The sequence below is a fragment of the Sulfurovum xiamenensis genome, assembly GCF_030347995.1.
GTDB classification, from domain to species: domain Bacteria; phylum Campylobacterota; class Campylobacteria; order Campylobacterales; family Sulfurovaceae; genus Sulfurovum; species Sulfurovum xiamenensis.
In genome coordinates, this window is the sequence record NZ_JAQIBC010000004.1 from 1 (window position 1) to 22,735 (window position 22,735).

The window sequence follows — 22,735 nt, forward strand, 5'->3', positions numbered from 1 at the left end:
TTTATACGATTTTTTTTGAAAAAATTTTTTTGCTTACATAAATATATATAAAATTAACACTCTGTGCCTAATATTTATCTATAGTATTTTATAATCCTAGACCAGTTAACACTCAAGGAATATTCAATGCGTCTACTTTTTCTACTCTCTACTCTATTCTTTTTATCTGCATGCATGGATACGGCTGAAGTACCTACCTCAAGTGCAGAAGAAAAAAGCATTACTCAGCTAGAAAGTACTAAAACGGAGGCTGAGGCGGCACAGGACGAGTACAAAAAGTTACAAGAGCAAAGAGAAAAAGAGTAAATTCCGTTATTAACCTTAGATTAATCTCTGTCGATTATACTTTTCATTAAATTTACAATTGAAGGAATACTATGGCTTTATATAATAGAGACTACACATCAGCAGAAGCTGGCTATGTTCAAGAAGGTGCATCGGTAAGCTTTATGAAGCAAACGTATCAACTCTTGGCTGCGAGTATGATCGCAGCTGCTGCAGGAGCATATGCAACGATGCCTTATGCTGAAACGATCATGCAATACAAGTGGTTCATTTTTGGTGCTGAACTTCTAATACTGTTCTTTGGACTTAATATGACAAGAGGAAAAGCAGGGCTTAACTTGGCAATGTTGTTCCTCTTCACTTTTTTAACAGGTGTATCACTTGTACCGCTTTTGGCTTCACTTATCGGTGCAGGAAATGGTGCGGTGATAGGAAATGCTTTCCTTATGACCTCTGTTCTTTTTGGTGCGTTGAGTCTGTTTGCAATTAACAGTAAAACAGATTACTCAAGCTGGGGCAAACCGCTTTTCATTACTCTGATAGTCGTGATCATCGCATCATTGGTCAATATGTTTATACTTCAAAGTCCTATGATGCATGTGATCATCACTGCAGGTATCTTGCTTTTATTCAGTATCTTTACGATCTATGATACTCAGAACATAGCAAATGGTGCTTATGATTCGCCGGTAGATGCAGCTGTATCACTTTACCTGGACTTCCTGAATATGTTTACAGCACTCCTCCAGCTTCTTGGAATCTTCGGAAGCGATGACTAGAGAAGAGACTTCAGAAAAGATTGCGCGTCTTATCGATGCCAATCTTAACCGCCTTAAAGAGGGTATACGGGTGATAGAAGATATCAATCGTTATATCTACGATAATAAATCTTTAACTTCTGAACTTAAACATTTGCGACATAAACTTCAATCTGCCTATGACCAAAATCGTTTACAATACAGAGATATAGAAAATGATGTACAAAAAGAGAGTATTACTTCTGAATTATCACGCAGCAGTATCAATGACTTGATCATAGCAAACTTTTCAAGAGCCCAAGAGTCTGCTCGTGTCCTAGAAGAGAGTTTTAAACTGGTAGACCAACCATTGTCGGAACTTTTCAAAGAGGTTCGCTATGGCTTGTATGCGGTAGAAAAATCCTTCTTTATACAAAAGGCCGAACCAAAGAAGTAGCCTTCACGAATAAAACTTCAAACTCCAGATAATCCAAAGGATAGCTTTTCATAAGCTGCTTTGTCTCTCTGTAGCACAGTTGTTTTTCTCCTCCGCTGACACCACTTTTTTTAATATAATTGAACATTTCACGTACGCTCTCAAAGTGAAGTTTATATTTTTTTACTTCAAATGTAGCATCATAGTATTTTGTGATCGTCTCTCTCAATACCGCTTCAGAGTAAATAGGTGAAATGATCTGGGCTGTTTCATGCAAGGTCTTAAACGTATTGGAGGTGAAAATAGCAAAATAGGCATGGGGTGCCTTTTTTGAGATCTCAGAGAGTGTGAAATCCAGATCTTCACTCCATTGCAAAGCGGAAGAGGATAGGATAAGATTCCCTGGTGAGAATGAAAGGTTCTCAAATGTCTTAAACTTGTTGAAATCTGCACATATTTTTTTGATCTTCTTTGAAGAGGGGTGTATCTCCAGCATCTCTGGAGAAGAATCCAACACAAGAAGTTGATCAAATGAAAGATCATGTTTCACTAAGTTCTTATAGACTTCCCCACTGCCACAACCGATATCTATAAGTGTCACATAATGTGCGGAAGGAAGTTGTTCTACCAATGCTTTGGCAACCTCTGCCTGAATGACATTATAGGTATCATACTCATGTGCAAAACGAGAAAACTCTTGAATAACAGTAGACACGGCTTCTCTCCTTTGCCATGAAATGATGGACTTCATCACCATTTCAAACTTTTTTGGGTATAATCGCCGAAATTATACCCAAATTTAATGGGCTATCCAATCATATAAAGAGGCATAGATGACATCAACACTTTTAATCGTACAAATCATACTTGCAATAGCGATCACCATTGCAGTACTTCTGCAAAAAAGTTCAAGCATAGGTCTTGGCGCATACAGTGGAAGTAATGAGTCTGTATTTGGAGCAAAAGGACCTACTGGTTTTCTTGCAAAACTTACTTTTACACTTGCATTTGCATTTATCGTGAATACGTTAGTATTGGGATACCTGTACACTACCGAAACTACAGCATCTGTTGCAGACACTATCGTTCCTGCAAATAATGCCGCTGTACCAGCAGTACCAACAACATCGGAAAATACTACACCTTCAGCACCTGCTGCACCAACTGCAAACTAAGCATATATAAAGAAGTTTTCCTTCTTTATATACTCCTCCTACCATACTATCTAAATACATAACAAGGTAAAAAAGGGTAAAATTTCCCTAAATAATAGCTGAACCTTCTGATGAGATTCTAGGTATTTATCAGAAGATACAATAAGGAGATAGTTATGGTAAATGAGATTTTTGAACAAACAAAAGAGAATATGCAAAAGAGCATTGAAGCCCTTAAAAGAGACTTTGCTTCACTAAGAACAGGGAAAGTTACTACGGGTATCGTAGATAACATTAAAGTGGATTACTATGGAACCATGACCGCATTAAACCAAGTAGGAAGTGTAATCGCAACAGATGCGACAACGATCAGTATTACCCCTTGGGAAAAAACGCTTCTTCCTGTGATCGAAAAAGCGATCCAGGAAGCAAATATCGGTGTAAATCCAAACAATGATGGAGACTTCATCAAACTCTTTTTCCCACCTATGACAAGTGAACAGAGACAAGAGATCGTGAAACAAGCCAAAGGTATGGTTGAACATGCAAAAATTGCTGTCAGAAATGTCAGAAAAGATGGTAATGACAAGATCAAAAAACTGGAGAAAGACAAAGAGCTAAGTGAAGATGAATCTAAAAAAGCACAAGATCAGATCCAAAAGATCACAGATGAATACATTGCAAAAGTAGACGAAACATTCAAAGCTAAAGAAGCTGATATCCTTAAGGTTTAACTATGCAAAAATCCTATGATGTAGAAAAAGCATATAAAGAGGCAAATGCTCTGCTTGAAGGGCACTTTCTCCTAGCAAGTGGCAATCACTCAAATAGATATCTTCAAAGTGCCAAAGTCCTTGAATATCCTAAGAAGGCTTCTTTGCTTACCGATGCCCTGGCAGAAATGATCCGATCACATGGTATTGAAGTAGATACTGTGTGTGCACCTGCTTTAGGCGGTGTACTTGCCGGTTATGAACTTGCACGTTCACTGGATGTACGTTCTATCTTTGTTGAGAAGAAAGAGGGAGGCATGGAACTACGTCGTGGGTTTGAAGTAGCGAAGGGTGAGAAGATCATCATTTGTGAAGATATTATCACGACTGGCGGTTCTGCCCTGAAGGCAGCAAAAGCCATCGAAGCACTGGGAGGAGAAGTTGTTGCCTTCGCATCACTGGCAAACAGAGGTTTTTGTAAACGTGTAGGCAGTGACAGCGAGGCAAAAGAAGAGTGCAGTCTCCCAAATGATGTGCCGTTCTTTGCACTGGATGACTTTACTTTTGAAATGTTCACTCCAGAAGAGTGTCCTATGTGTAAAGAAGGAAGTACCGCTATTAAACCGGGGAGTAAAGGGTAAACCACTCAAGTACTAAAGTAAGCTTTACTTATTTTAGTGCTCTCCTTCTGAATCTTTAGATCACTCTCCAAACCACTGCACAGATCTCCACATCTATATCGCTCTTTCTTGGCTTGACGGTAAATGTTTCTATCTCACAATTGTCCACATTGTATTTTTCCTGTAATTCGTCTATTTTGTCTTCCAGTTCAACCTCAAGCGCTTCTATCTCCTCTTCTATAATTACCATACGCTCTTCAGCCCTGCTCATCTCTCCACGCTCTTTAAGGATCTTGCTTCCTTTACTTACAGCACGGCCTATCTTTGTTGGCGTAGATCGTCCAAACAGGGCGCCAAGGACAGCGATCCCTGCTTCTATCATGGATCCTGTAGAGTCTGATACCTCTTTTTCAACCCGATCTTTAGCACGGGAGAGTCTATCCAGAAGCGTTTTCTCTTTTTTATCATAACGTATTTGAAGCTTTTCTATCTCCATCTCTTGTTTATCATTCAGTTCATCTTGCAAACGAACCATGAAATCAGTACGTGATTCATCTACCTTTGATTCCAGCCTAGGAGAGAGACAACGTAGCAGTTCCAAGTTATGCTGGCGGTAAAGGGTCTCTTTCAGTTCTCTCACTGCTTTTGCCAATCTCTTATCTTCTAAAACAATATCAGGAAGAGGATGGAACTTCGCATTTGAAGGAGCGGTATGAGGAAATCTGTCAAATCCAAGTGCTTCTTCTACCGCCTCTTCCCATGCAATGTGCTGCTGCTTTTCATCCAATGCTACATAAAGTTCGATCATTCTCTCGTAATCGATACCTTTTCGTTGTTGATAAAAGTGTATTTTCACTTTGGCTCCCAAGGTAGGAGTAAATGTATTTTGTATGGCTATGTCCGGTTCGTAGTATTGAGGTATGGATGCATCAATCGTTTGATAACTTTCCAGCTTAGAGGGTTTTTGGACCATTCTTTCTACACTTTTTGCTTCGCTATTCTGCATCGGTTTTTGCTCTCTCATAAGCATGGAGATCTCATCTCTTTTGAGTGGTCCTTTAAGATAACTCATCACCCAGCGCGTACCAAAGAGCCTTATATCATCCAGGTGTGCACTTTTAAGGAAAAAAGTTCTTTTTTTCAGATTGCTCAATAGGTTCTTAATCTCTTTTTTCTCAAAGTTTGAACCTACTTTTCCTCCAAGTCCGTCGATGACTCTCTCTATATCCTGTATTGTTTGTAATCTTCCAATGAACCATGTACCTATGTTCGAAAGCCCTTTATAATCCAAGTCTACAGGATTTTGCGTACTCAACACCACACCTACACCAAAAGCCCTTGCCTGCTTGAGCAGAAGCAGCATAGGCTCTTTACTTGGCGGGTTTCTGGTAGGAGGGAAAAACCCGAATATCTCATCCATATAGAGGAGTGTTTTAAGCGCAGAGGTACCGCTTTGAAGACGCATCCATGCAATGTATTTATTGAGCAGCAAAGTGACAAAGAACATGCGCTCATCGTCATTGAGGTGGGAGATAGAGAAAATGGCTACTTTGGCTTTGCCGTTTTCATCATACAAAAGTTTTTGAATATCCAAACTCTCTCCCTGCAGCCAAAGTGAAAAGCTTGGACTTGCAAGCAATGCATTGAATTTACTGGCCAATATAAAACGGTCACTTTGCGGATAAACATCATCCAGAGACAACACCCCTATCTTCTTAAACGAAGGGTTGAGTATCTTTCCTATGATGCCTTCTATACTTAGGTCTTCTCCTGCCAACCATGAGTTTGTGATGATCTGTGCAAGCAGGATATACTCTTTTGACTCTAAAGGGTCCGCATGGATACCTACCAAAGAGAGCAATGATGTAGTAGTACTTTTTAAATAGGAGGCAAAGGCATCGCTCTCTTCGAATATCTGCACTGGAGGTACTTCCAGAGAACTCATGATATTCAAAGAGACACCGGCTGAGCTGCCAGGTGTATAAATGGTTTTTTTCACATCATGGAACTTTTGTACCCGCTCGACACTCTGTCCCCAACTCTCTATCCCCTCTTTCCAATCGCTGCTTACTTTCTTGGCATACGTATGGAGATCGGTATCTTTGGACTTTGCTTCCTCTGCCACCCAAGGTTCAAAAGAGGCAGGAGAAAAACTTGGATCGGTAAGACATAGGTCTCCCATATCTCCCTTTGGATCTATGATAATGGAAGGAATATTGTCTATGACAGCTTCTTCTATGATACTTACACCCAGTCCGGTCTTACCTGAGCCCGTCATTCCTATAATCGCTGCATGGGTGGTAAAGTTTTTGTTTTTAAGCAGGGTAAGGGCTTCTGTAGCTTCCATACTTTGCTTGTCTATCTCTTTACCCAGATAAAACAGTCCTAACTTTTCATAGATCTCTTCCATACCCTGATCCTCCATGTTAAAAATAGATAGAGTCTATTTTAGCGAAAGTTCGTTTGATTATTCTGTAGAGGAGAAAGGCAGATACTATAGAGGTGTTGGGGGAATTGTCGTTGCATTTTTGTCTATAGGTGCTTTCTTTTTCTCAGGCTTGACAATGCCTTGCAACATAAAACTGATGGGCTCTTTTCCTTGTTGCTGTATCAATACCAGGATCTTGTCTTTTTCATGGTAGAGATCAAAGACCTCTATCGCCGTCATAACAGGATCAATTTCAACGCGTTCTTCCAAGCGTAGAGGTAAATGATATCCATTCCCTTCGATCCGTGCCAGTGTATTCTCTTTTTTGAGCACGATCCAACAGACTTTTGCCGAAGGTAACGCATAGAGTGAATTTCGTGTCTCCCCGATGCAGACTCGACTGAATTCATCTTTTGTTATCGTGATATTACCATCAGAGTCTATCATATCCATATACAGCACTTTGGTGATATTGGTGGTTTTTTTAGACTTTTCCAAGTATTGGGCAAGTTGTTGATTGGAGTCCTGCATCATATCTACAGAAGAAAAAAGAGCTACGATCACGATACCCATAAGGGCGATAGAGATGAGTACTTCTAAAAGGGTGAATGCTTTACGGTTAGTCATGTACCCTAGCCGTCCATCAGTCCGACACGGATCGCTTCTTCATAGCTGGTTTGTCCCTCTAACATCATCACTTTAAGTTTATCGGCAATGGTTTTCATCCCCTCTTTTTTCATCGCTTCTCTTATTTGATGATCATTAAAATCATCTTTCATCATCTGTTTGACCTTGTCATCGATAATAAAAAGTTCTCCAATGGCCTGTCTGCCTTTATAACCTGTAAAATCACACGCTTTACACCCGACGGCTTTAAAAAAGATCTTCTCTTCAGGCACACCTATCTCCTGTGCAGTTGCCGGAGCAAGCCTTGTCTCCTCTTTACAGTGCACACAGAGTTTACGTGTAAGCCTTTGGGCCAATACACCCAACAGCGTAGAAGAGACAAGAAAGTTCGGTATGCCCATATCCATCAAACGACTTAGGGCTGATGTAGCATCATTGGTATGAAGAGTAGAGAGAAGCAGATGTCCTGTCAATGCCGAACGTAACGCAATCTCTGCTGTTTCATTATCACGTATCTCACCTACCATGATAATATCCGGATCTTGTCTCAAAATCGAACGTAACCCTGCTGCAAAGGTAAGTCCTACTTTACTGTTTACCTGTATCTGGGAGATGTTATCGGCATTGTACTCTACGGGATCTTCTACGGTAATGATATTCTTGTCCGGTGTGGAGACATGCTGAAGACAGGCATGCAGTGTGGTTGATTTACCTGAACCTGTAGGACCAGTTACCAGTATCATACCGTGTGCATGGTTAAGCAGTCTATAGAGATCCTTCGTGATCTCATCCACAAAACCCAAAGATTCAAGTGTCGGGATATGCTCTGTTTGTGCAAGGATCCTCATCACGACCCTTTCACCATGATAGGTAGGAAGTATGGAAACCCTTACATCAATGCTTTTCCCGGAGATCGCCAACTGTGTACGTCCATCCTGAGGTACCCTTTTCTCAGAGATATCCAGGTTTGATATAACTTTGATACGGTTAATGACCAGGTTCACAATACTCTTATCAAGATCTAAATGTTTTTTAAGTGCACCATCTATACGTAAACGTACTTCACCCTTCTTCTCCCCACTCTCAATGTGAATATCACTTGCCCCTTTTTGTAGTGCTTGGAAAAAGAGTGAATTGACCAGTTTGATAATAGGTGCTGACTCTTCGCTTGAAAGCAGATCCTGAGAGTTACGAATAAACTCAAGCAGATCAGATTCCACTTCAATGAGCTCCTCTGAGGTGGTTCCCATCTCTTCAAAATCTGATCCTGTCTGTATCTCCAAAAATTTATTTTTTAAACGTTCAAAGCTCTCAGCATCTATAATAGTGATCGGATAATCCAACGAGAGTTTTGAGAGATAGTTCAGTGCATCTCCCAATGTCTTTTCCTCGACGATGCATGTTTTGACATCATCGACCATAGAGAAAAGCAAAGAGTGCTTGAGTGCCAGCTTGTGGTTTATCTCTTCTTCCCAAAGAGGGTCAAGGTTTACATCCTGAAGGCGAGGGAAATGCATCATGCTTCCTCTAAGATACTTAAATTGCTTTTAGGTTTTCTCTGGATCCTTCTGCTTGCTGGAACAATTGCGTCTTCTGCAGGAATACCTGTTTTTTCCTCCAGTGCTTCATTGAAGAAAGTATTATATCTGCCCTGGACCTCTTCGAGTTCAGCCAACATACTTTTCAACTTTTGAAGGTCACCACTTTCTCTCACGATATAAGGGGTGAGATAGATCACTACATTCTGTTCCTGTTCTATATCTGAAGTATTCTTGAACAACTCTCCCAAGATAGGGATATCCCCCAGGAGTGGTACTTTAGATACCCCTTTCCCACCCGTTCTTTTGATCAATCCACCCAGAATGATCATCTCACCATTGTTCACGATCGCATTGGTCTTCACGGTTCTTTTTGTGGTCGTTGGTCTGTCTGCCATTTGTGCCGAAGACGGATCAATATCTTCCAGTACTGTCTCTACCTCCAAGGTCACTTTATTGTTACTCGAGAGTCTTGGTTTTACTTTGAGGCTCAGACCGATGTCCTCTCTTGAATAGTTGTTGACTACATTGGAGACACCTGTCGTGGATTGCTGTGCCTGGGTCAAGATGGACATCGTTTGACCTACGTAGATCTCAGCTTCTTTATTGTTGGTACAAAGCACAGAAGGTTCACTCAAGATACGTGCAGCACCATTGTTTTCCAGAAGGTCAAGCGTAGCACCCAAGGCAAAGACCTTATCTACTGCATCAAATGAGAAAGCAGGGTCATTAGAGTAGATCGGATTACCATTCGTATCAAACCCTTCAAAGTTGTTTGTATTTGCATTCAAAAAGCTCAACAGTGCGGGAGAGATCTGCAGTGCAGAAGCTCCCATATTTCCTGCCAGTGTATAGAGACCGTTGGAAGTGATAGCCCCGCCATTAAATCCGTATTTGAATCCTACCTGTTGCGCCATATTGCTATCCACCTCAACGATCTTCGCTTTGACATATACCTGCACTTTAGGGATATCGATCCTTTTTATCGTATCTCTGATGTTTTTCATCTGTTCCGCCGTTGCAAGCAAGACCAGTGCATTTCTTTCAATATCCGAAACAACCATAGCCTTACTTGGCGGTTCTGCACCTTTTGCAGGTGTTTTCATCGCCACATTGTTCATCTGGGAGATGAGTTTACTCATGATCTTCTCCATCTCTTCAACATTGGAGTTCTTGAGTCTGATGACATACATCTTCTGTGTGGTACTCTCACCTTGAATATCGAGCTGTTTGATATACTTGATCATACGATTATTATTCTTTGGTTGCCCTACCAGAATAATCGAATTGGTCGCATCATCTTTAAATATATCGACTGTTTCACTCTCAATGGTCTGAGGGAAAATTTTCTTTGCCATATTCTGCGCATTGGCATACACGTCTCTCACACTAGCGTTTTTCAGTTTGATCACCACCGATTTTTTTTCACCTGTTATCTCGACAGCATTGATCACTTTAGCAATGGATTCCAATACTCTTGGGGTTGCAGTAATGGCCAAGACATTATTTTCTTTAAAAGAGATCACTTTTGCACTTCTGTCCAAAAGTGGCTTGATCTTCGCACGAAGTACAGCTGCATTGGTGTTCCTTAACGGGAACATGACCGTTTTCATTGTCTCACCCTTGATAGAACTGCTTACTTCCAGCCCCTCTCCTGCTGCATCAGTACCTTTTACCACCTTATAATACTCACCCTGGTCTATGATCGTTAGACCTTTGCCTCCGAGTATAGAGTTTGCCAAAGAGAAGAGTGCACTTTTTTTAATAGGCTTGGTGGAGACGAAGTTGATCTTTCCTGTAGGCTCAGCTTCGATCAAAATATTCTTTTGTGTAATCTTGGAAACCATTTCAATGAAGTCTTTGACACTAAGGTCGCGGAAGTTCACGTCTACCGTCTCTTCTTCCGCATATGATCCTACAGACAATACCAACAATATACTCAATACAATTTTAGTTAACTTCATATTCTAACTCCATTTCTTCTTTACCTCTTTGAATGACCAATGTCATGTTATTGATATTGGAAATATTTTTATACACATCAAATGCAGCATTATAGCTGTCTATCTTTTGACCGTTTACAGCTTTGATGACATCACCTCTTTGAAGCCCAAGTTTTGCAAAAGGTGATCCTTTTCTAATAAAGGAGATGCTAAAACCTTCCAGATCTTTACCTTTTTTGATCTCCTTGATACCAATGTTCTTATAAATATCATCCATATTTTTTGCATAATGATCCAGTAGTGAGCGATCTACGATCTTGTGATCCCCCGCATCTATCACTTCGCCTTGAACTTGATCTGCAGAAGGAGCTGAAGCTGCAGAAGTCTGGGCACTTTTGATGCTCCCTTCACCTTTTCTACTGACGATCAAATCGATCTGATAGGTTTTTGCATCTTTACTGAAAGTCGCATAGTTGCTCCCTGCCCCTTCGAGGACAAATCCATTGATCGTTTCACCTTTGGCAAGCACTTTTGTTGCACGTTTGTATTCTACTGTCACAACAGTGACATCGGAGGCATTATAAATAGCCAAAAGTTTGATATCCTGAATACTCCCCGCAGTTTGTACAGGTCTCTTCGTCGTAGGTACCGCTCCGTCATTGGGGCTTAACTTAACCCTATAGTAAAGTGCTTTGGCTCTACTCTCTTTACTGTGATCTACTCCCATGGTCGGTAACCATAACAATTCAACCACGAACCAGGACATTTTGATCACTAGCAGTAAGATCAAGAGTGTCCAGATCCCTTTCGCTACTTCAGGTTTAAAAAGATGTTTCATAGACCCATCCTTTTTCACTTTGTTTCAACTGAGGCTTTAACATCTCTATGTTCTTGCTCTCATTAAAATCCAAATGTACTTGACGTTCACCAAGATCAATGCTACCCGTCATCCCACCAAAAGACCCCTCTGCATCTACAGAGATCTTCAGTGGAGAGAGGATAGAGTGCGAGAACAGTGCTTGTTTCGTATCCTGTGGCAGCATTCTTTTTAAAGAGTCATCCACATGCAGCTCCTGTAGCTCCACGCTGCTATAGAGAAGTAATGTACACAGAGCCACCTCATCGATGGTCGCCACAGGGATACCTTTAACATACACGGTGACCTGATGCAGCTTCAAAGAGAACAACCCTTCATCGATTTTCTCTTCATTAAGTTCTATCTCCTGTTTGTCAAGCTCTTCTTCGAGTTTATAATAAAACTCCTGCTTGGGCATTAGTACAATTATGGCAAACCAGGCTACTATCAATACAATACCACTCTTTTTTACCATTTGCATTTAAACTCCACATTGTAAGATGAAGCTACTTTTTGTATCTTAAGTTTCTGTATCTCTACCGGAACATTTAAGATCTTTGTCACTAAAGCATTTAACTCTGTCGCCGTTAAATTTTTATAGCTTGCTGTCACCTTTTTGTTTTGACTGCTCCATGTTACCTTGGAAGAGGGAACGAGCGTCTGAAGCCTCTCTACTTTTTTTCCGGTTCTTGTATCGTCCCATATCTTCTTCAAAGAGATGACCTCTTGGACCTCTTCTACAGCGTGTTTTGCCGTAGCAAGACTTTGGCCCTGTGAAGAAACCTGTGCCGTTTTATACCCATAGGCCCCCAACATGAAGACAAATGCAATTAGTGCGATCAACTCATTCTGATATCTTTGCCAGGTCATAGTGTACCTTCTATCTTCAAGTCATGACTTCCTGAAATGGCTGAAGTTTTCAGTTTGTTCTTTGCTGCCAACTGGTTGAGACGTTTTACAACCTGGGCATCTTTACAGGTAAAATGTATTTTGTAGCTCTTGGTATCTATCTCTAATGCAGAGAGTGTCACGCCTTTAAAGATCATTCCTGATACCATTTTAACAAGCTCACGTTTTTTTCGTTCCGTTGTATCGATCGCTTTATATTTGGTCATAATGCTCTCTCGTGTATAGGTACTCTGAAGAGCCGGATAGGATGAAAGTAGTTCTTGTATCTTGGCCTCTCCTGCTTTGGAATCATCGCTGTAGCGACTACCTTCAACAAAGAACATTAATGCAAAAAGTATAAAAATTGCTGAAAGCATCGATGCTTGTTTCAGGCTCAGTACTGAACCGTATGCACCGGAAAGTACGATACCTTTTTTAGGCGTAAAATGATTGTCGAAGACCGGTGAAGGGCCATCCTCATCTGAAAGCGCCCCCCTTGGAACGACCACAACCATACCGTCCAAAGAGACCAATGCATCATCTTCTCCAAACAAAATCGGTTTATCGAAAAGATCAACGGATTGTTGGGCAAAAAAGAGTTTGGAAACGTGCTCCAAGGCAAAGCCTTTACTCTCCAAAAATGTTGTGATCTTCTGTATATCATAAGCGAGGAAGACCCACGCTTCATCCTCTTTCCATACCATATACTCATAATCACCTCCTTCAAGCAGGCCGTCAAACAACGATGGTGCGATCTTCTTTGCCTGATAGGCGTAACGGAGGGGCAATACTTCTTTTTTAAGCGTGTAGAACTGTGGTGGCAACATAACATTTACCGCCTCTGTCAACGATACAGGTTTCATAGAAGGATGTATAAGCAGTAACTCTTTATTGTTTCCCATAAAATTCAAAATATTTTGCCTCTCCCTGAATATATTCAAATCTAAATCCATACTGATTATCCGCCACCGCATAACGTACAGAGCATTCTGCCGCTTCTAGGAATGTTTCACCTGCAAGAATGCTTTTTCTTTTCTCATAGTCTCCGCCATTCTCACGTATAAAGTTTTCCAGCGTGCCTTTATCCACAAGCGATGTCAACTCTTCAAGCGACGTCCACTCTTCCACCGTTGATAAATCCATATCAAACAGGTAAGCGAGTAGTTCTGGGGAACTATATTGGGCATCTACTTTATCTGCCTCCGGAGAAAAACTAAAATATTTTTTCCATGGAACAGACCCTATCTCAGGATCATCTACCTCAAACTGGTAACGGTCGATGATCTCTGAGAACTGCTTGTAAGATATAATACCCTTTTTTTGGTGAAGCCTGCTTTGCTCTTTTTGTACCCATCTATTTTCCCCACCTATCTCTTCAAGCAGCATCTCCTGCAATCTTCCAGGATCTTGGATATTGTAGTCCTGGGCAATGGATTCAAAGAGTTCTTGTGCTACGGAAATATATGCTGTTTTTTGAGCACTGTTCTCTAACCCGAGCCAGTTGATGTTCACCCCTTTGTATAAGGGTTCACACCGAAGTTGCAGAGAAAACCTACCTTCTGGCGTCTGCAAGGGTAATGCCGTACTGTATAATACAGAAAAAAGGGTTTTTTTATTTTTAAACCCTTGAAATATGTTTGTTATATTTTTATAGTATATATCTGCCTGTATCAGTGCTTTTGTATCGCTGGCATCCTGTTTGACCTCCTCAAAATAACTCAGAAGTACGGTGGTCAGTGCGATGATAACGGCCAAGACCGACAAAGTGATCAGAAGGGCAAATCCTTGTCTATGCTTGACATCATGTTGGGCAGGCTGGGTTTTATCCATCTAAAAGCTCGATTAAAGTAAAATTTGTACAATTGGATCAAAATATTATACCAAAGCAAACTAAAGGACATCTATGAAAAAAAACATGCAACTTAGAGCCGGTTTCTCCCTTATAGAACTACTCATCGTGATCGTTATTCTTGGAGGGCTTGTTGCGGTTGTGGCTCCAGGACTTATGGATGCTGCGGATGAGGCAAAAAGAGATACAGTCTGTTTAAAAATGAACGATCTGGGCAAAAGACTCGACATGTTTAAACTGGATAACGGTACCTACCCTGAAACAGAAGAGGGGTTTGAAGCGCTTTTAAGCAATCCCGATCCGGATAAATATCCGAACTACCGTGCAAAACCTTACCTCAAAGAGTTGCCTAAAGACTCGTGGAAAACACCTTTTATCTATATCAATAAGGGAGACGAGTTCGAGCTCATCTCCTTTGCTGCCGATAGAAAAGAGGGCGGAGAAGAGAGCAATAGAGATATCCTCTTTAGTGAATGTAACAAGTAAGCTCTTTTTATGCCCACTATCCAGAGATATAACGCAAGCAAAGGATTCTCTCTTTTAGAGCTTCTTATCGTTATTCTCATTGTCTCCATGGTCTACTTTCTTGGTTTTGAGGGAGTAGAGATAGGGAAACAAAGGCCAAAGGCGCTCACCCCCCTTAACCTTAAATCCAATATCATCTCATCTGAACTCTTCAGCGGGGAAGGGACTCTTCTCTGTATCAATCAGTGCCGTTCCTGTTACTTCAGATCGGATGTTTCCTCTCCGTTTGAGGCGTATACAAGTCCTATAGACCTCAGCAATATCCAAGCCTATACCATTGACAGTTATGACGCACTGACCCGTATCGAATATGGACGATATCTAGATCAAAAAATTTGTCTGATCATGGATTTTTTCAAGAATGGTAGCTCTACCCAGATCATTTTGAAAAATGATGAGGGGAGTTATTTCCTTCCTGCTTTTTTTGGAGAGCCCCAACGCTTTTCTTCTCCCGAAGAGGCAAAAGAGTATTGGTTGAGAAACACTGCTTTAGCTTCCGACAGTGGAGCGTTCTATTGAAACAGTTACGCCCGGCTTTTACCATTATTGAGATCCTTATCTCTGTGATCATTCTTTCACTTGCTATTGTGCCTGTGCTCAAAGTACATACAGACAATCAAGAACAGATCATTTACATTTCGGAGAGGAACAAACGTGCTTTACAGGATTCTCTTTACTTAGACACTGCTATTTTTCAGCAACATAAAGAGACTAAAAGCGCTTATGATATATTGGCAGGATCATTCAAGATAAACGAGCTGAAAAGCCGTGAGATCTTAAAGAAGAACCATAGAGACATATACATCCCTGAAGAGATCCGTATCACCCCTCTTCCTGAGCAGGGCGGACCTACCGCCATTGTCAACGAAGTGATACTGAAAGATAAACACTCTTCGAACTATTATTTTTTTACATTGGATGGCTTTGAATAAAGTGTTTAAACCGTTTCATCTTTTCCTAGAGCAAGATACAGCTAAAAAAGTTATAATACCTATAATTTACTGCAAGGACATACACACGGATGCTTTTTAAGTACAAAGGGTTTGACAAAACAGGAAAAAAGGTCAAAGGTACTGTTACAGCAAGTTCTGAAGAAGAAGCGGGACAAAAACTTCGTACACAAAATATCTATCATGAAGGGCTTACACCTACCAAAGAGTTTTCACTGGAAGCCTTTGCCAAACGTCAGATGCCAGGGGAACTTCTGAGTACTTTTTCTAAAGAGCTCTCCTCCTATCTCAAGTCAGGTATGACCATACTCACTGCGATCAAGCTTCTTGAGAACCAGCATGAAGGAGAAAAAAAATATGTCTCCTTTCTGAACTCCGTGAAAACTATGATCGATGAAGGGAAATCTCTTTACCATGCACTCAATACCCAAAAGGTCTATGCACTGCCTGAGTTTTTTCTTCAAAGCCTCAATGTGGCAGGACAGGGAGGGAAAATGGTCGAAGTCCTTACAAACATGGGCAATTTTTTCTCTGCGCAGAACAAAGTCAAAAAACAGGTCAAGGGTGCGATGACATATCCTGCCATTATTTTTACCGTTGCCATAGGTATGACCTCTTTTCTCATCGCTTTTGTGGTACCCAAGATCACAGGCATTTTTGAAGATACCGGCCAGGCACTTCCTCCGATCACACAATTTGTACTAGGCTTAAGCGACTTTTTGACCGCACATTATATTGCTATCATCGTGGTGATCCTCTCTGTGATCCTCATGTTTAAGATCGCGTATGCCAAAATAGAGACCTTTCACCGTATCATTGATGCAATGCTGCTGAAGATACCTGTACTGGGGTCGCTGATCCAGAACCATGAACTTGGGAGGTTCTCCTATATCCTCTCACTGATGCTCAGCTCTGGTGTTGCCTATGCCCAAGCCGTACAACTTGCCAAAGCGACTTTTGCAAATCACGGCTTACGTGACCTGTTTGAAAAAGCATCCGTAAAAGTGCTCGAAGGGAATAAACTCTCCAATGCACTTCAAATGTCAAAAGGCGTAAAACTCAAACGTAATTTTATGCAATCTCTGGCCCTGGGAGAAGAGTCCAGTGAAGTCGCACAGATCCTGGACAATACCTCTGCACTCTATGCCGAAGAGAATGAGGACAAACTCAAACTGCTTCTGAGCCTACTCGAGCCGTTTATGATGCTCTTTATCGGTGTGGTTGTGGGTGTCATCGTCTCAGCGATGCTTTTGCCTATCTTTACTATGACACAAGGATTACAATAAAATGGTAAATATAAAAAGACTTCTACCCTTCATACTACTGCTCACACTCAACGAGCTTCATGCAGATACCGTAGGAGGAGAGGTCTCCCTTGGATTTTTCAATCATCAGCCAAACGGAAATGCTGCATATAAAGGAAACACTGCAGATATTGAAGATACACTGGGCTTTAGTGAAGAACAAGATACATTTTTAAAAGCCTATTTAGAACATCCTTTACCTCTCATTCCCAATATAAAATTGGGATATACCACACTTTCACATGAGGGAAGCAGCAGTGTGAATAACTTCACTTGGGGAGACCATACCTATAGCAGTACTATAGAGGGCAGCCTGTCACTTGACATGTCGGATGTCACGCTCTATTATGAATTCCTGGATAATTGGGCCGAGACGGATGCCGGATTTACCCTCAGATATATCTCTGGGGATATGGGCGTACACAGCAATGCGAACAGTGATGTTGCAGACTTTTCGACCTGGGTACCGATGCTCTATGGTAAAGTACGTTTTAATCTGCCTGTCACTGATCTCTCTTTTCAGATCGAAGCCAATGCTATTAGCTATTGGGATATCACCGCTTATGATTATGAACTCTCTGCCCGTTATACCCTGGCTATGGGAATAGGTCTGGAAGCCGGGTATAAGGCCTTTCACCTGGAGAGTGATGAGTTGGTCAATGGGTTTAATGCGGATGTGGACTTCTCAGGTCCCTATGCCGCTGCGATTTGGGATTTCTAATGGCTAAACAGCGTTTTAGGGATGTCAAACAAAAAAGGCTCCAATGCCAGACACCTACAGTCAAATCGACACCTACTACAAATGACTATGCCTCAACGAGTGTGAAGATAAAAGCATTTTTGACCGATGCTTTTATGCTTCTCATGCCTATCATGTATATTGTCTTTTATCTTGTCATGGATGGCAGAGAAGATTTTTCTGAACATAAAATACTGGGCTGGATCTATATACTGGTTCCTTTGGTCATCATCCAGACGATTTTTATGTATAAAACGGGGCAGACCCCGGGATATCGTGCCTATAACATTACACTCATTGATGAACATACGAAGAAAAAGCCCTCACCTTTTATCATCCTTTTCAGAAATTTGGCTGCAATACTCTCACTCTTGACGATAGCAGGTTGGATACTGATGTTTTTTAGGAAAGACAACAAGACGCTGCATGACCTCTTATCTGCAACGGCTGTTGTAAACAAAAAATGAAACCGGTCAACAGATTTCTTTCACCGCTTTTAGGGGGATACTACTTTTTTTACTTTGCCCTTGTTGGTGTCTATGTCATCTTCCTGCCAAAAGTGTTGCTGGATCTGGGATATACTCCTTTTGAGGTGGGCATCATTTTTGCTGCTGCCCCCTTCATGCGGTTTCTGCTGCCTTTTGTATTTCGGCACTTTATCTCTCTAAGCCCCAAGGTCTACCAACTTTCCCTGCTCTTCACTTTTATTGGTACTTTGCTTTTTTTGGCCACGGTACAGGATTTTTGGATCTATCTTGCTGCAAACCTTCTTTTTGGGGCCGCAATGGGTATCTCTCTTCCGTATGTCGAGACCATCGCACTGGCTTCTTTGTCCAGACACATTTACGGCAAAGTACGACTCTGGGGCTCTCTTGGGTTTATGGGTATTGCGTTATGGCTGGGGAAAGTACTTGAATCACCTTATGAAGCGCTCTATTACTTAAGTGCCGTAGCGTTTTTAACCCTTCTTTTTGGTGCTATGCTGACAAGGTATGACACGATCTCCCACTCTAGCCCGCAAGAAGATGCCTCATTTTCACTCACACAATATTGGGCATTTTGGGTTTCTATCTTTTTAATGCAAGTAGGTTTTGGAGGCTTCTATAACTTTTTCACTATCTACGAAACTGCACATGGTGTCTCTCTTGAAATGACAAGTTGGATGTGGAGTTTTGGCGTCGTCTGTGAAATTTTTATGTACTATTTTCAAGGTCCTCTTCTGCAAAGAAACCTGCTTCGTATCTTGCAGTTTGCCACTCTTATCACGGCAATCAGATGGATGATACTCTATCTCTTTCCTGACTCAATCATTTTGACCTTTGCATCACAATCTCTACATGCCATCGGTTTTGCACTCTACCATACTGCAGCCATTACCTATGTCTTTTCACTCTATACCCAGAAAAAACTTGCACAACAGTTTTTTTTGGGTATTGCATTTGGATTAGGGGGTTCAGTGGGTGCAGTACTTTCCGGCCAGGTCTATGGAGAATATCTTTTCCTGATCGAGTCACTCATCACATTTTTGGCATTTGCCGTCTTGCTGATACATCAAAAACGTAAAGAGAGTGTCAACGTATGAGAGAAGTCACAACTGCCGTCATCTTCGCTGGAGGGAGAAGTTCCCGTATGGGTGAGGACAAGGCTCTACTTCCTTTTGCCAACTATCCTACACTTACCGAGTTTCAACTAGATAAACTCCGTACCTTATTTGACGAAGTCTATATCTCGGCAAAAGAGAATAAATTTGATTTTGATTGTAGGGTGATCCAAGACAACTATCAAGAGAGCTCCCCTCTTGTAGGACTTATCTCTGTCTTTGAAACACTACAGGCAGAAGAGATTTTTATTTTAAGTGTAGATGCACCCTTTGTCGGCAAAGAGATCATAGAGAAGCTTTTGGAACAAAATGAAAGTCAATTTGATGTGATCGTTGCACAAAGTCCCAGTGGTGTGCAACCTCTCTGTGGACTCTATAAGAGATCTGTTTTGCCTTTGGCCTATACACAATTAGAAAAAGGGAACCATAGATTGGGGGACCTGCTGCGCCTTGCCAATACCCACCTTGTAGCGTTTAATGAAGATGGTCCGTTCACGAACCTGAACCATCCCGAAGAGTATCAGCAAGCCCTTAAACGTTTTAAAAACCATTGATATCTAGGCTTTTTGCCCCTCTATCATCTGCATCATCAGTTTTCGGGAGAAGAAGACAAACTTTTCAAACAATGAACTGTGATACTTGTCTTTATGATAGATCATCAGGAAATCCCTTTTACACTCAAAGTCCTTTACCGGTACTTTATAGAGTTTCCCCTCCTCGAGTTCATTTTTCACTGAGATCTTGGAGATACAGGTCAGACATTCACCGTTCATCAAAATACTTTTAATGGACTCTGTATGTCCAAGTTCCAGGAAAATATTTAAATTGTCCACTTTCTCTTTAATATAACCCAAAAAGACCTCTCTTGTACCAGACCCCTCTTCTCTAAGGACCCATCTTTTTTGTTCCAATTCATCTATCGTACATGGTTTGCAGAGCTCCTCATTTGCAGTCACAACCACCAGTTCATCTACCCCTATTTTCTCTTTAACGATCTCTGAACCAGGAACAAGCCCTTCAACAAAACCTATATCTATCGTCCCCTCTTTGATCATATCTGCGATCTCTTTGGTGTTCCCCTCTTTAAGCGTGATCTTCACATCAGGATACGAACTCATGTAACTGCAGATAATGGCTGGCATCAAATAGTCTACGATCGTGGTACTTGCCCCTACCCGTATCATTCCCTTATTCTCTGAATTCTTAAATTCATACTCAATATCTGAAAGCTTTTTAAAGATGGGGTCTATCTCTTTATAAAATGCACGTCCCACTTCATTGAGCACAAGTTTTTTATTGATCCGGTCAAAGACAGGTCGACCCAAAATATTTTCTAATTCTTTAATGGACATAGAGATCGCTGATTGACTCAGCTTCATATCTTTAGCCACATTTGTTAAATGTCCAGAGACTACAACATTGAGGAATATCTCCATTTGTCTAAGTGTTAATTTCATATTTTTTTCTCTTCTTTAGAATGGTTTTTTAACATTAATTACCTAAATAGTTTGTAAATTATATCAAAATTATAGTAGAATTCTAAAAAAGTTATCAATAATTTTGAATAAAAGGATTTTTATGCCATTTTCTCCACAAAAGCGTAAAGGTACAATGAGTGGTATTTTATTTGTTGCTATCTTCGCTGCGGCAGCAACATTTATCTCAGATTTCCCTGCTGTCAAGGCATTGGGTATCTCACCGCTTGTTATCGGTATCGTCATTGGTATTTTCTATGCCAATACTTTGCATAATCAGACCCCCGAAGCATGGCAAGGGGGGATCACGTTCTCAGCGAAAAAGATCCTTCGTTTTGCGATCGTTTTCTATGGGTTCAGACTTACGTTCCAAGAGATCATCGATGTAGGGTTGGCAGGATTCCTTGTCTCTCTTATCATGCTGGCATCTACCTTTATACTCGGTACATGGTTGGGACACAAGATCTTCGGTATGGAGAAAGATACTTCTATGCTTACAGCTTCAGGAGCATCAGTATGTGGTGCCGCGGCCGTACTTGCAACGGAACCTGTACTCAAGTCTGAAGAGTATAAAGCTGCCATTGCGGTATCAATGGTAGTACTTTTTGGTACGATCTCGATGTTCCTCTACCCGGTACTCTACACAGCGATCATTGAGCCTTCTGCCGGATTCCTTCATATGACAGCCAAAGAGTTTGGTATCTATGTAGGTGGTACGATCCACGAAGTGGCACAAGTGGTTGCTGTGCCTGCCTCTGTACCAGGTTCACCTAAAGAGATGGCTGATGCAGCCGTGATCGTTAAGATGACGAGAGTCATTATGATCGCTCCAATGCTGATCATTCTTGGTATCTACTTAAGCTATAGTGCTAAAAAAGAGGGTGGTGCAGGTGAAAAAGTGAAACTCGTGATCCCATGGTTCGCAGTTTACTTTATCGGTGTAGCCGGTTTCAACTCACTGCACCTTGTGCCTGCAGATATCGTAAATATAATCAATGAGATCGATACTTTCCTTCTTACGATGGCAATGACCGCTCTGGGTATGGGAACACGTTTTGCGAAGTTCAAAGGTCTTGGACTCGCACCGGTCTATACAGCTTCTGCAATGTTCGTATGGTTGGTTGTTGGTGGATTTATCCTTACTAAAGCGGTTTGTTCGGTATTCTAATACCGAATAGATCGGTTCTTTTTTCTATTTTCTGCGTCTATAACTCAATGCTTCCAAAATATCACTTTTCTCGATCTGCAAATGTCCATTAATATCTGCAATGGTTCTAGCTGTCTTTTTCACTGATGCGATACTTCTATGTGAAAGTCCAAATTTACTGATAGCATTTTCTAAAATTTGACTCGCATGACTCTCTAATAAACAGTAAATCTCTATCTCCTCTTCTGTCAATTTTCCATTAAGACGCTCTTGCCCGCGCTCTTTTTGTATCTTAAATGCCCTGAGAACAGCTTGATGCATCTGAGCAGAACTTATATCACCCTTATCCTCACTGTTCACTTCCTGCATCACGACAAAAAGATCTATTCTATCCAAAAATGGGTCGGAAAGTTTATTCTGGTAACGTTTGATCTCAAGTTCCGAACACCTGCAGGATTTACTTTTAGAGAGCAGATTCCCACAGGGGCAAGGATTTTGCGCCGCTACGAACATGATATCCGCTTCATATTCTATCTTTGCATTGACCCTTGCTATATGCACTTTTTTATCTTGCAACGGCTCTCTAAGGGCTTCAAGGACCGCTTTGGAAAAGTGAGGCAGTTCATCGAAAAAGAGTATCCCTTTATGTGCCAGGGCTACCTCTCCTATCCTGGCTATAGAAGAGCCTCCACCAAAAATAGATGCAGAAGTAGCAGTGTGATGAGGAGATCTTATAGGACGTAAAGCTGAAAAGCTTGGTACAACACCATCTAGGAACTGATGTTTTGCGATGGACAGTATCTCTTCTTCAAAGAGTGGAGGCAAGATATCTTTGATGCGTTTGGCTATCATACTCTTTCCGCAGCCCGGATTTCCTTCCATCAAAAAATTATGCATCCCCGCTGCTGCAATAAGTGAAGC

Annotated in this window: 27 protein-coding genes; 15 read left to right on the top strand and 12 right to left on the bottom strand. The window is 41.3% G+C overall.

The genetic code is table 11. The features are described from left to right. Positions 1 to 126 precede the first annotated feature (126 nt). From PF327_RS07255 to PF327_RS07265, 3 genes are all read left to right on the top strand, one after another. A complete protein-coding gene (locus PF327_RS07255) occupies positions 127 to 306 on the top strand; it encodes a hypothetical protein (RefSeq protein WP_289401934.1) in 180 nt (59 codons plus the stop codon). 71 nt (positions 307 to 377) lie between these two features. Then, a complete protein-coding gene (locus PF327_RS07260) occupies positions 378 to 1,064 on the top strand; it encodes a Bax inhibitor-1/YccA family protein (protein ID WP_008245166.1) in 687 nt (228 codons plus the stop codon). After that, positions 1,057 to 1,479 (top strand): thiamine-phosphate pyrophosphorylase, encoded by a 423-nt coding sequence (locus PF327_RS07265; protein ID WP_289401935.1) that lies wholly within the window; start codon positions 1,057 to 1,059, stop codon positions 1,477 to 1,479. Before PF327_RS07260 ends, PF327_RS07265 begins: the two co-directional genes overlap by 8 nt. Here the strand turns inward: PF327_RS07265 and PF327_RS07270 are convergent. After that, positions 1,451 to 2,173, bottom strand: coding sequence for a methyltransferase (locus tag PF327_RS07270; protein ID WP_289401936.1), 723 nt, complete (start codon positions 2,171 to 2,173; stop codon positions 1,451 to 1,453). The two genes, PF327_RS07265 and PF327_RS07270, sit on opposite strands and share 29 nt — an antisense overlap. Positions 2,174 to 2,291: 118 nt before the next feature. Here PF327_RS07270 and secG point away from each other — a divergent pair, with 118 nt between their 5' ends. The 3 genes from secG (at position 2,292) to pyrE (ending at position 3,966) form a co-directional block, all read left to right on the top strand. Further along, positions 2,292 to 2,633: a preprotein translocase subunit SecG gene (gene secG, locus PF327_RS07275; protein ID WP_008245163.1), complete on the top strand. Its 342-nt coding sequence runs from the start codon at positions 2,292 to 2,294 to the stop codon at positions 2,631 to 2,633. A 155-nt stretch (positions 2,634 to 2,788) separates the two neighbouring features. Next, on the top strand, positions 2,789 to 3,346 hold the full coding sequence (gene frr / locus PF327_RS07280) for a ribosome recycling factor (RefSeq protein WP_008245162.1): 558 nt from the start codon (positions 2,789 to 2,791) through the stop codon (positions 3,344 to 3,346). A gap of 2 nt (positions 3,347 to 3,348) precedes the next feature. Then, positions 3,349 to 3,966, top strand: a complete 618-nt coding sequence (gene pyrE / locus PF327_RS07285) for an orotate phosphoribosyltransferase (protein ID WP_008245161.1) — start codon at positions 3,349 to 3,351, stop codon at positions 3,964 to 3,966. Between the two features lie 55 nt (positions 3,967 to 4,021). On the opposite strand, the gene PF327_RS07290 is transcribed toward pyrE, so the two are convergent. The 9 genes from PF327_RS07290 to PF327_RS07330 all read right to left on the bottom strand — a co-directional run bounded on the left by PF327_RS07290 (position 4,022) and on the right by PF327_RS07330 (position 14,055). Continuing rightward, entirely contained in the window at positions 4,022 to 6,355 is a 2,334-nt protein-coding gene (locus tag PF327_RS07290) for an ATP-binding protein (RefSeq protein ID WP_289401937.1), read from the bottom strand. Between the two features lie 84 nt (positions 6,356 to 6,439). Then, entirely contained in the window at positions 6,440 to 7,000 is a 561-nt protein-coding gene (locus tag PF327_RS07295; protein WP_289401939.1) for a PulJ/GspJ family protein, read from the bottom strand. A gap of 5 nt (positions 7,001 to 7,005) precedes the next feature. Next, positions 7,006 to 8,517 (bottom strand): GspE/PulE family protein, encoded by a 1,512-nt coding sequence (locus tag PF327_RS07300; RefSeq protein ID WP_289401940.1) that lies wholly within the window; start codon positions 8,515 to 8,517, stop codon positions 7,006 to 7,008. After that, on the bottom strand, positions 8,517 to 10,502 hold the full coding sequence (gene gspD / locus PF327_RS07305) for a type II secretion system secretin GspD (protein WP_289401941.1): 1,986 nt from the start codon (positions 10,500 to 10,502) through the stop codon (positions 8,517 to 8,519). The genes PF327_RS07300 and gspD overlap by 1 nt, the downstream gene beginning before the upstream one ends. Beyond that, complete coding sequence (locus tag PF327_RS07310; protein ID WP_289401942.1) at positions 10,489 to 11,319, bottom strand: PDZ domain-containing protein; 831 nt, start codon at positions 11,317 to 11,319, stop codon at positions 10,489 to 10,491. The genes gspD and PF327_RS07310 overlap by 14 nt, the downstream gene beginning before the upstream one ends. After that, positions 11,303 to 11,818: a hypothetical protein gene (locus PF327_RS07315; protein ID WP_289401943.1), complete on the bottom strand. Its 516-nt coding sequence runs from the start codon at positions 11,816 to 11,818 to the stop codon at positions 11,303 to 11,305. Before PF327_RS07315 ends, PF327_RS07310 begins: the two co-directional genes overlap by 17 nt. After that, on the bottom strand, positions 11,806 to 12,207 hold the full coding sequence (locus PF327_RS07320; protein ID WP_289401944.1) for a hypothetical protein: 402 nt from the start codon (positions 12,205 to 12,207) through the stop codon (positions 11,806 to 11,808). The genes PF327_RS07315 and PF327_RS07320 overlap by 13 nt, the downstream gene beginning before the upstream one ends. Further along, on the bottom strand, positions 12,204 to 13,127 hold the full coding sequence (locus tag PF327_RS07325) for a hypothetical protein (RefSeq protein ID WP_289402048.1): 924 nt from the start codon (positions 13,125 to 13,127) through the stop codon (positions 12,204 to 12,206). Before PF327_RS07325 ends, PF327_RS07320 begins: the two co-directional genes overlap by 4 nt. Beyond that, complete coding sequence (locus PF327_RS07330) at positions 13,114 to 14,055, bottom strand: hypothetical protein (protein WP_289401945.1); 942 nt, start codon at positions 14,053 to 14,055, stop codon at positions 13,114 to 13,116. The genes PF327_RS07325 and PF327_RS07330 overlap by 14 nt, the downstream gene beginning before the upstream one ends. 73 nt (positions 14,056 to 14,128) lie before the next feature. On the opposite strand from PF327_RS07330, the gene gspG reads away from it, so the two are divergent. From gspG to mobA, 8 genes are all read left to right on the top strand, one after another. Next, positions 14,129 to 14,560 carry a type II secretion system major pseudopilin GspG gene (gene gspG, locus PF327_RS07335; protein ID WP_008245133.1) on the top strand — a complete coding sequence of 144 codons (432 nt, stop codon included), beginning with the start codon at positions 14,129 to 14,131 and terminating at the stop codon, positions 14,558 to 14,560. Between the two features lie 9 nt (positions 14,561 to 14,569). After that, positions 14,570 to 15,118, top strand: a complete 549-nt coding sequence (locus tag PF327_RS07340; RefSeq protein WP_289401946.1) for a prepilin-type N-terminal cleavage/methylation domain-containing protein — start codon at positions 14,570 to 14,572, stop codon at positions 15,116 to 15,118. Then, a complete protein-coding gene (locus PF327_RS07345) occupies positions 15,115 to 15,531 on the top strand; it encodes a hypothetical protein (protein ID WP_289401947.1) in 417 nt (138 codons plus the stop codon). Before PF327_RS07340 ends, PF327_RS07345 begins: the two co-directional genes overlap by 4 nt. Before the next feature lie 89 nt (positions 15,532 to 15,620). Then, positions 15,621 to 16,835 (top strand): type II secretion system F family protein, encoded by a 1,215-nt coding sequence (locus tag PF327_RS07350; protein ID WP_289401948.1) that lies wholly within the window; start codon positions 15,621 to 15,623, stop codon positions 16,833 to 16,835. 1 nt (position 16,836) lies between these two features. Beyond that, positions 16,837 to 17,574, top strand: a complete 738-nt coding sequence (locus tag PF327_RS07355; protein ID WP_289401949.1) for a TIGR04219 family outer membrane beta-barrel protein — start codon at positions 16,837 to 16,839, stop codon at positions 17,572 to 17,574. Continuing rightward, positions 17,574 to 18,059 carry an RDD family protein gene (locus PF327_RS07360; protein ID WP_289401950.1) on the top strand — a complete coding sequence of 162 codons (486 nt, stop codon included), beginning with the start codon at positions 17,574 to 17,576 and terminating at the stop codon, positions 18,057 to 18,059. Before PF327_RS07355 ends, PF327_RS07360 begins: the two co-directional genes overlap by 1 nt. Beyond that, positions 18,056 to 19,174: an MFS transporter gene (locus PF327_RS07365; protein WP_289401952.1), complete on the top strand. Its 1,119-nt coding sequence runs from the start codon at positions 18,056 to 18,058 to the stop codon at positions 19,172 to 19,174. The genes PF327_RS07360 and PF327_RS07365 overlap by 4 nt, the downstream gene beginning before the upstream one ends. After that, entirely contained in the window at positions 19,171 to 19,746 is a 576-nt protein-coding gene (mobA, locus tag PF327_RS07370) for a molybdenum cofactor guanylyltransferase MobA (RefSeq protein WP_289401953.1), read from the top strand. The genes PF327_RS07365 and mobA overlap by 4 nt, the downstream gene beginning before the upstream one ends. 3 nt (positions 19,747 to 19,749) lie before the next feature. Here the strand turns inward: mobA and PF327_RS07375 are convergent, their stop codons facing one another. After that, positions 19,750 to 20,649: a LysR family transcriptional regulator gene (locus PF327_RS07375; protein ID WP_289401954.1), complete on the bottom strand. Its 900-nt coding sequence runs from the start codon at positions 20,647 to 20,649 to the stop codon at positions 19,750 to 19,752. Between the two features lie 121 nt (positions 20,650 to 20,770). Between PF327_RS07375 and PF327_RS07380 the strand changes: the two genes are divergently transcribed. Further along, positions 20,771 to 21,835, top strand: coding sequence for a YeiH family protein (locus PF327_RS07380; protein WP_289401955.1), 1,065 nt, complete (start codon positions 20,771 to 20,773; stop codon positions 21,833 to 21,835). 24 nt (positions 21,836 to 21,859) lie between these two features. Here the strand turns inward: PF327_RS07380 and PF327_RS11455 are convergent, their stop codons facing one another. Beyond that, the gene (locus PF327_RS11455; protein ID WP_353049160.1) at positions 21,860 to 22,711 is read right to left on the bottom strand and encodes an ATP-binding protein; all 852 of its coding nucleotides are present in this window, start codon (positions 22,709 to 22,711) and stop codon (positions 21,860 to 21,862) included. Positions 22,712 to 22,735: the final 24 nt, after the last annotated feature.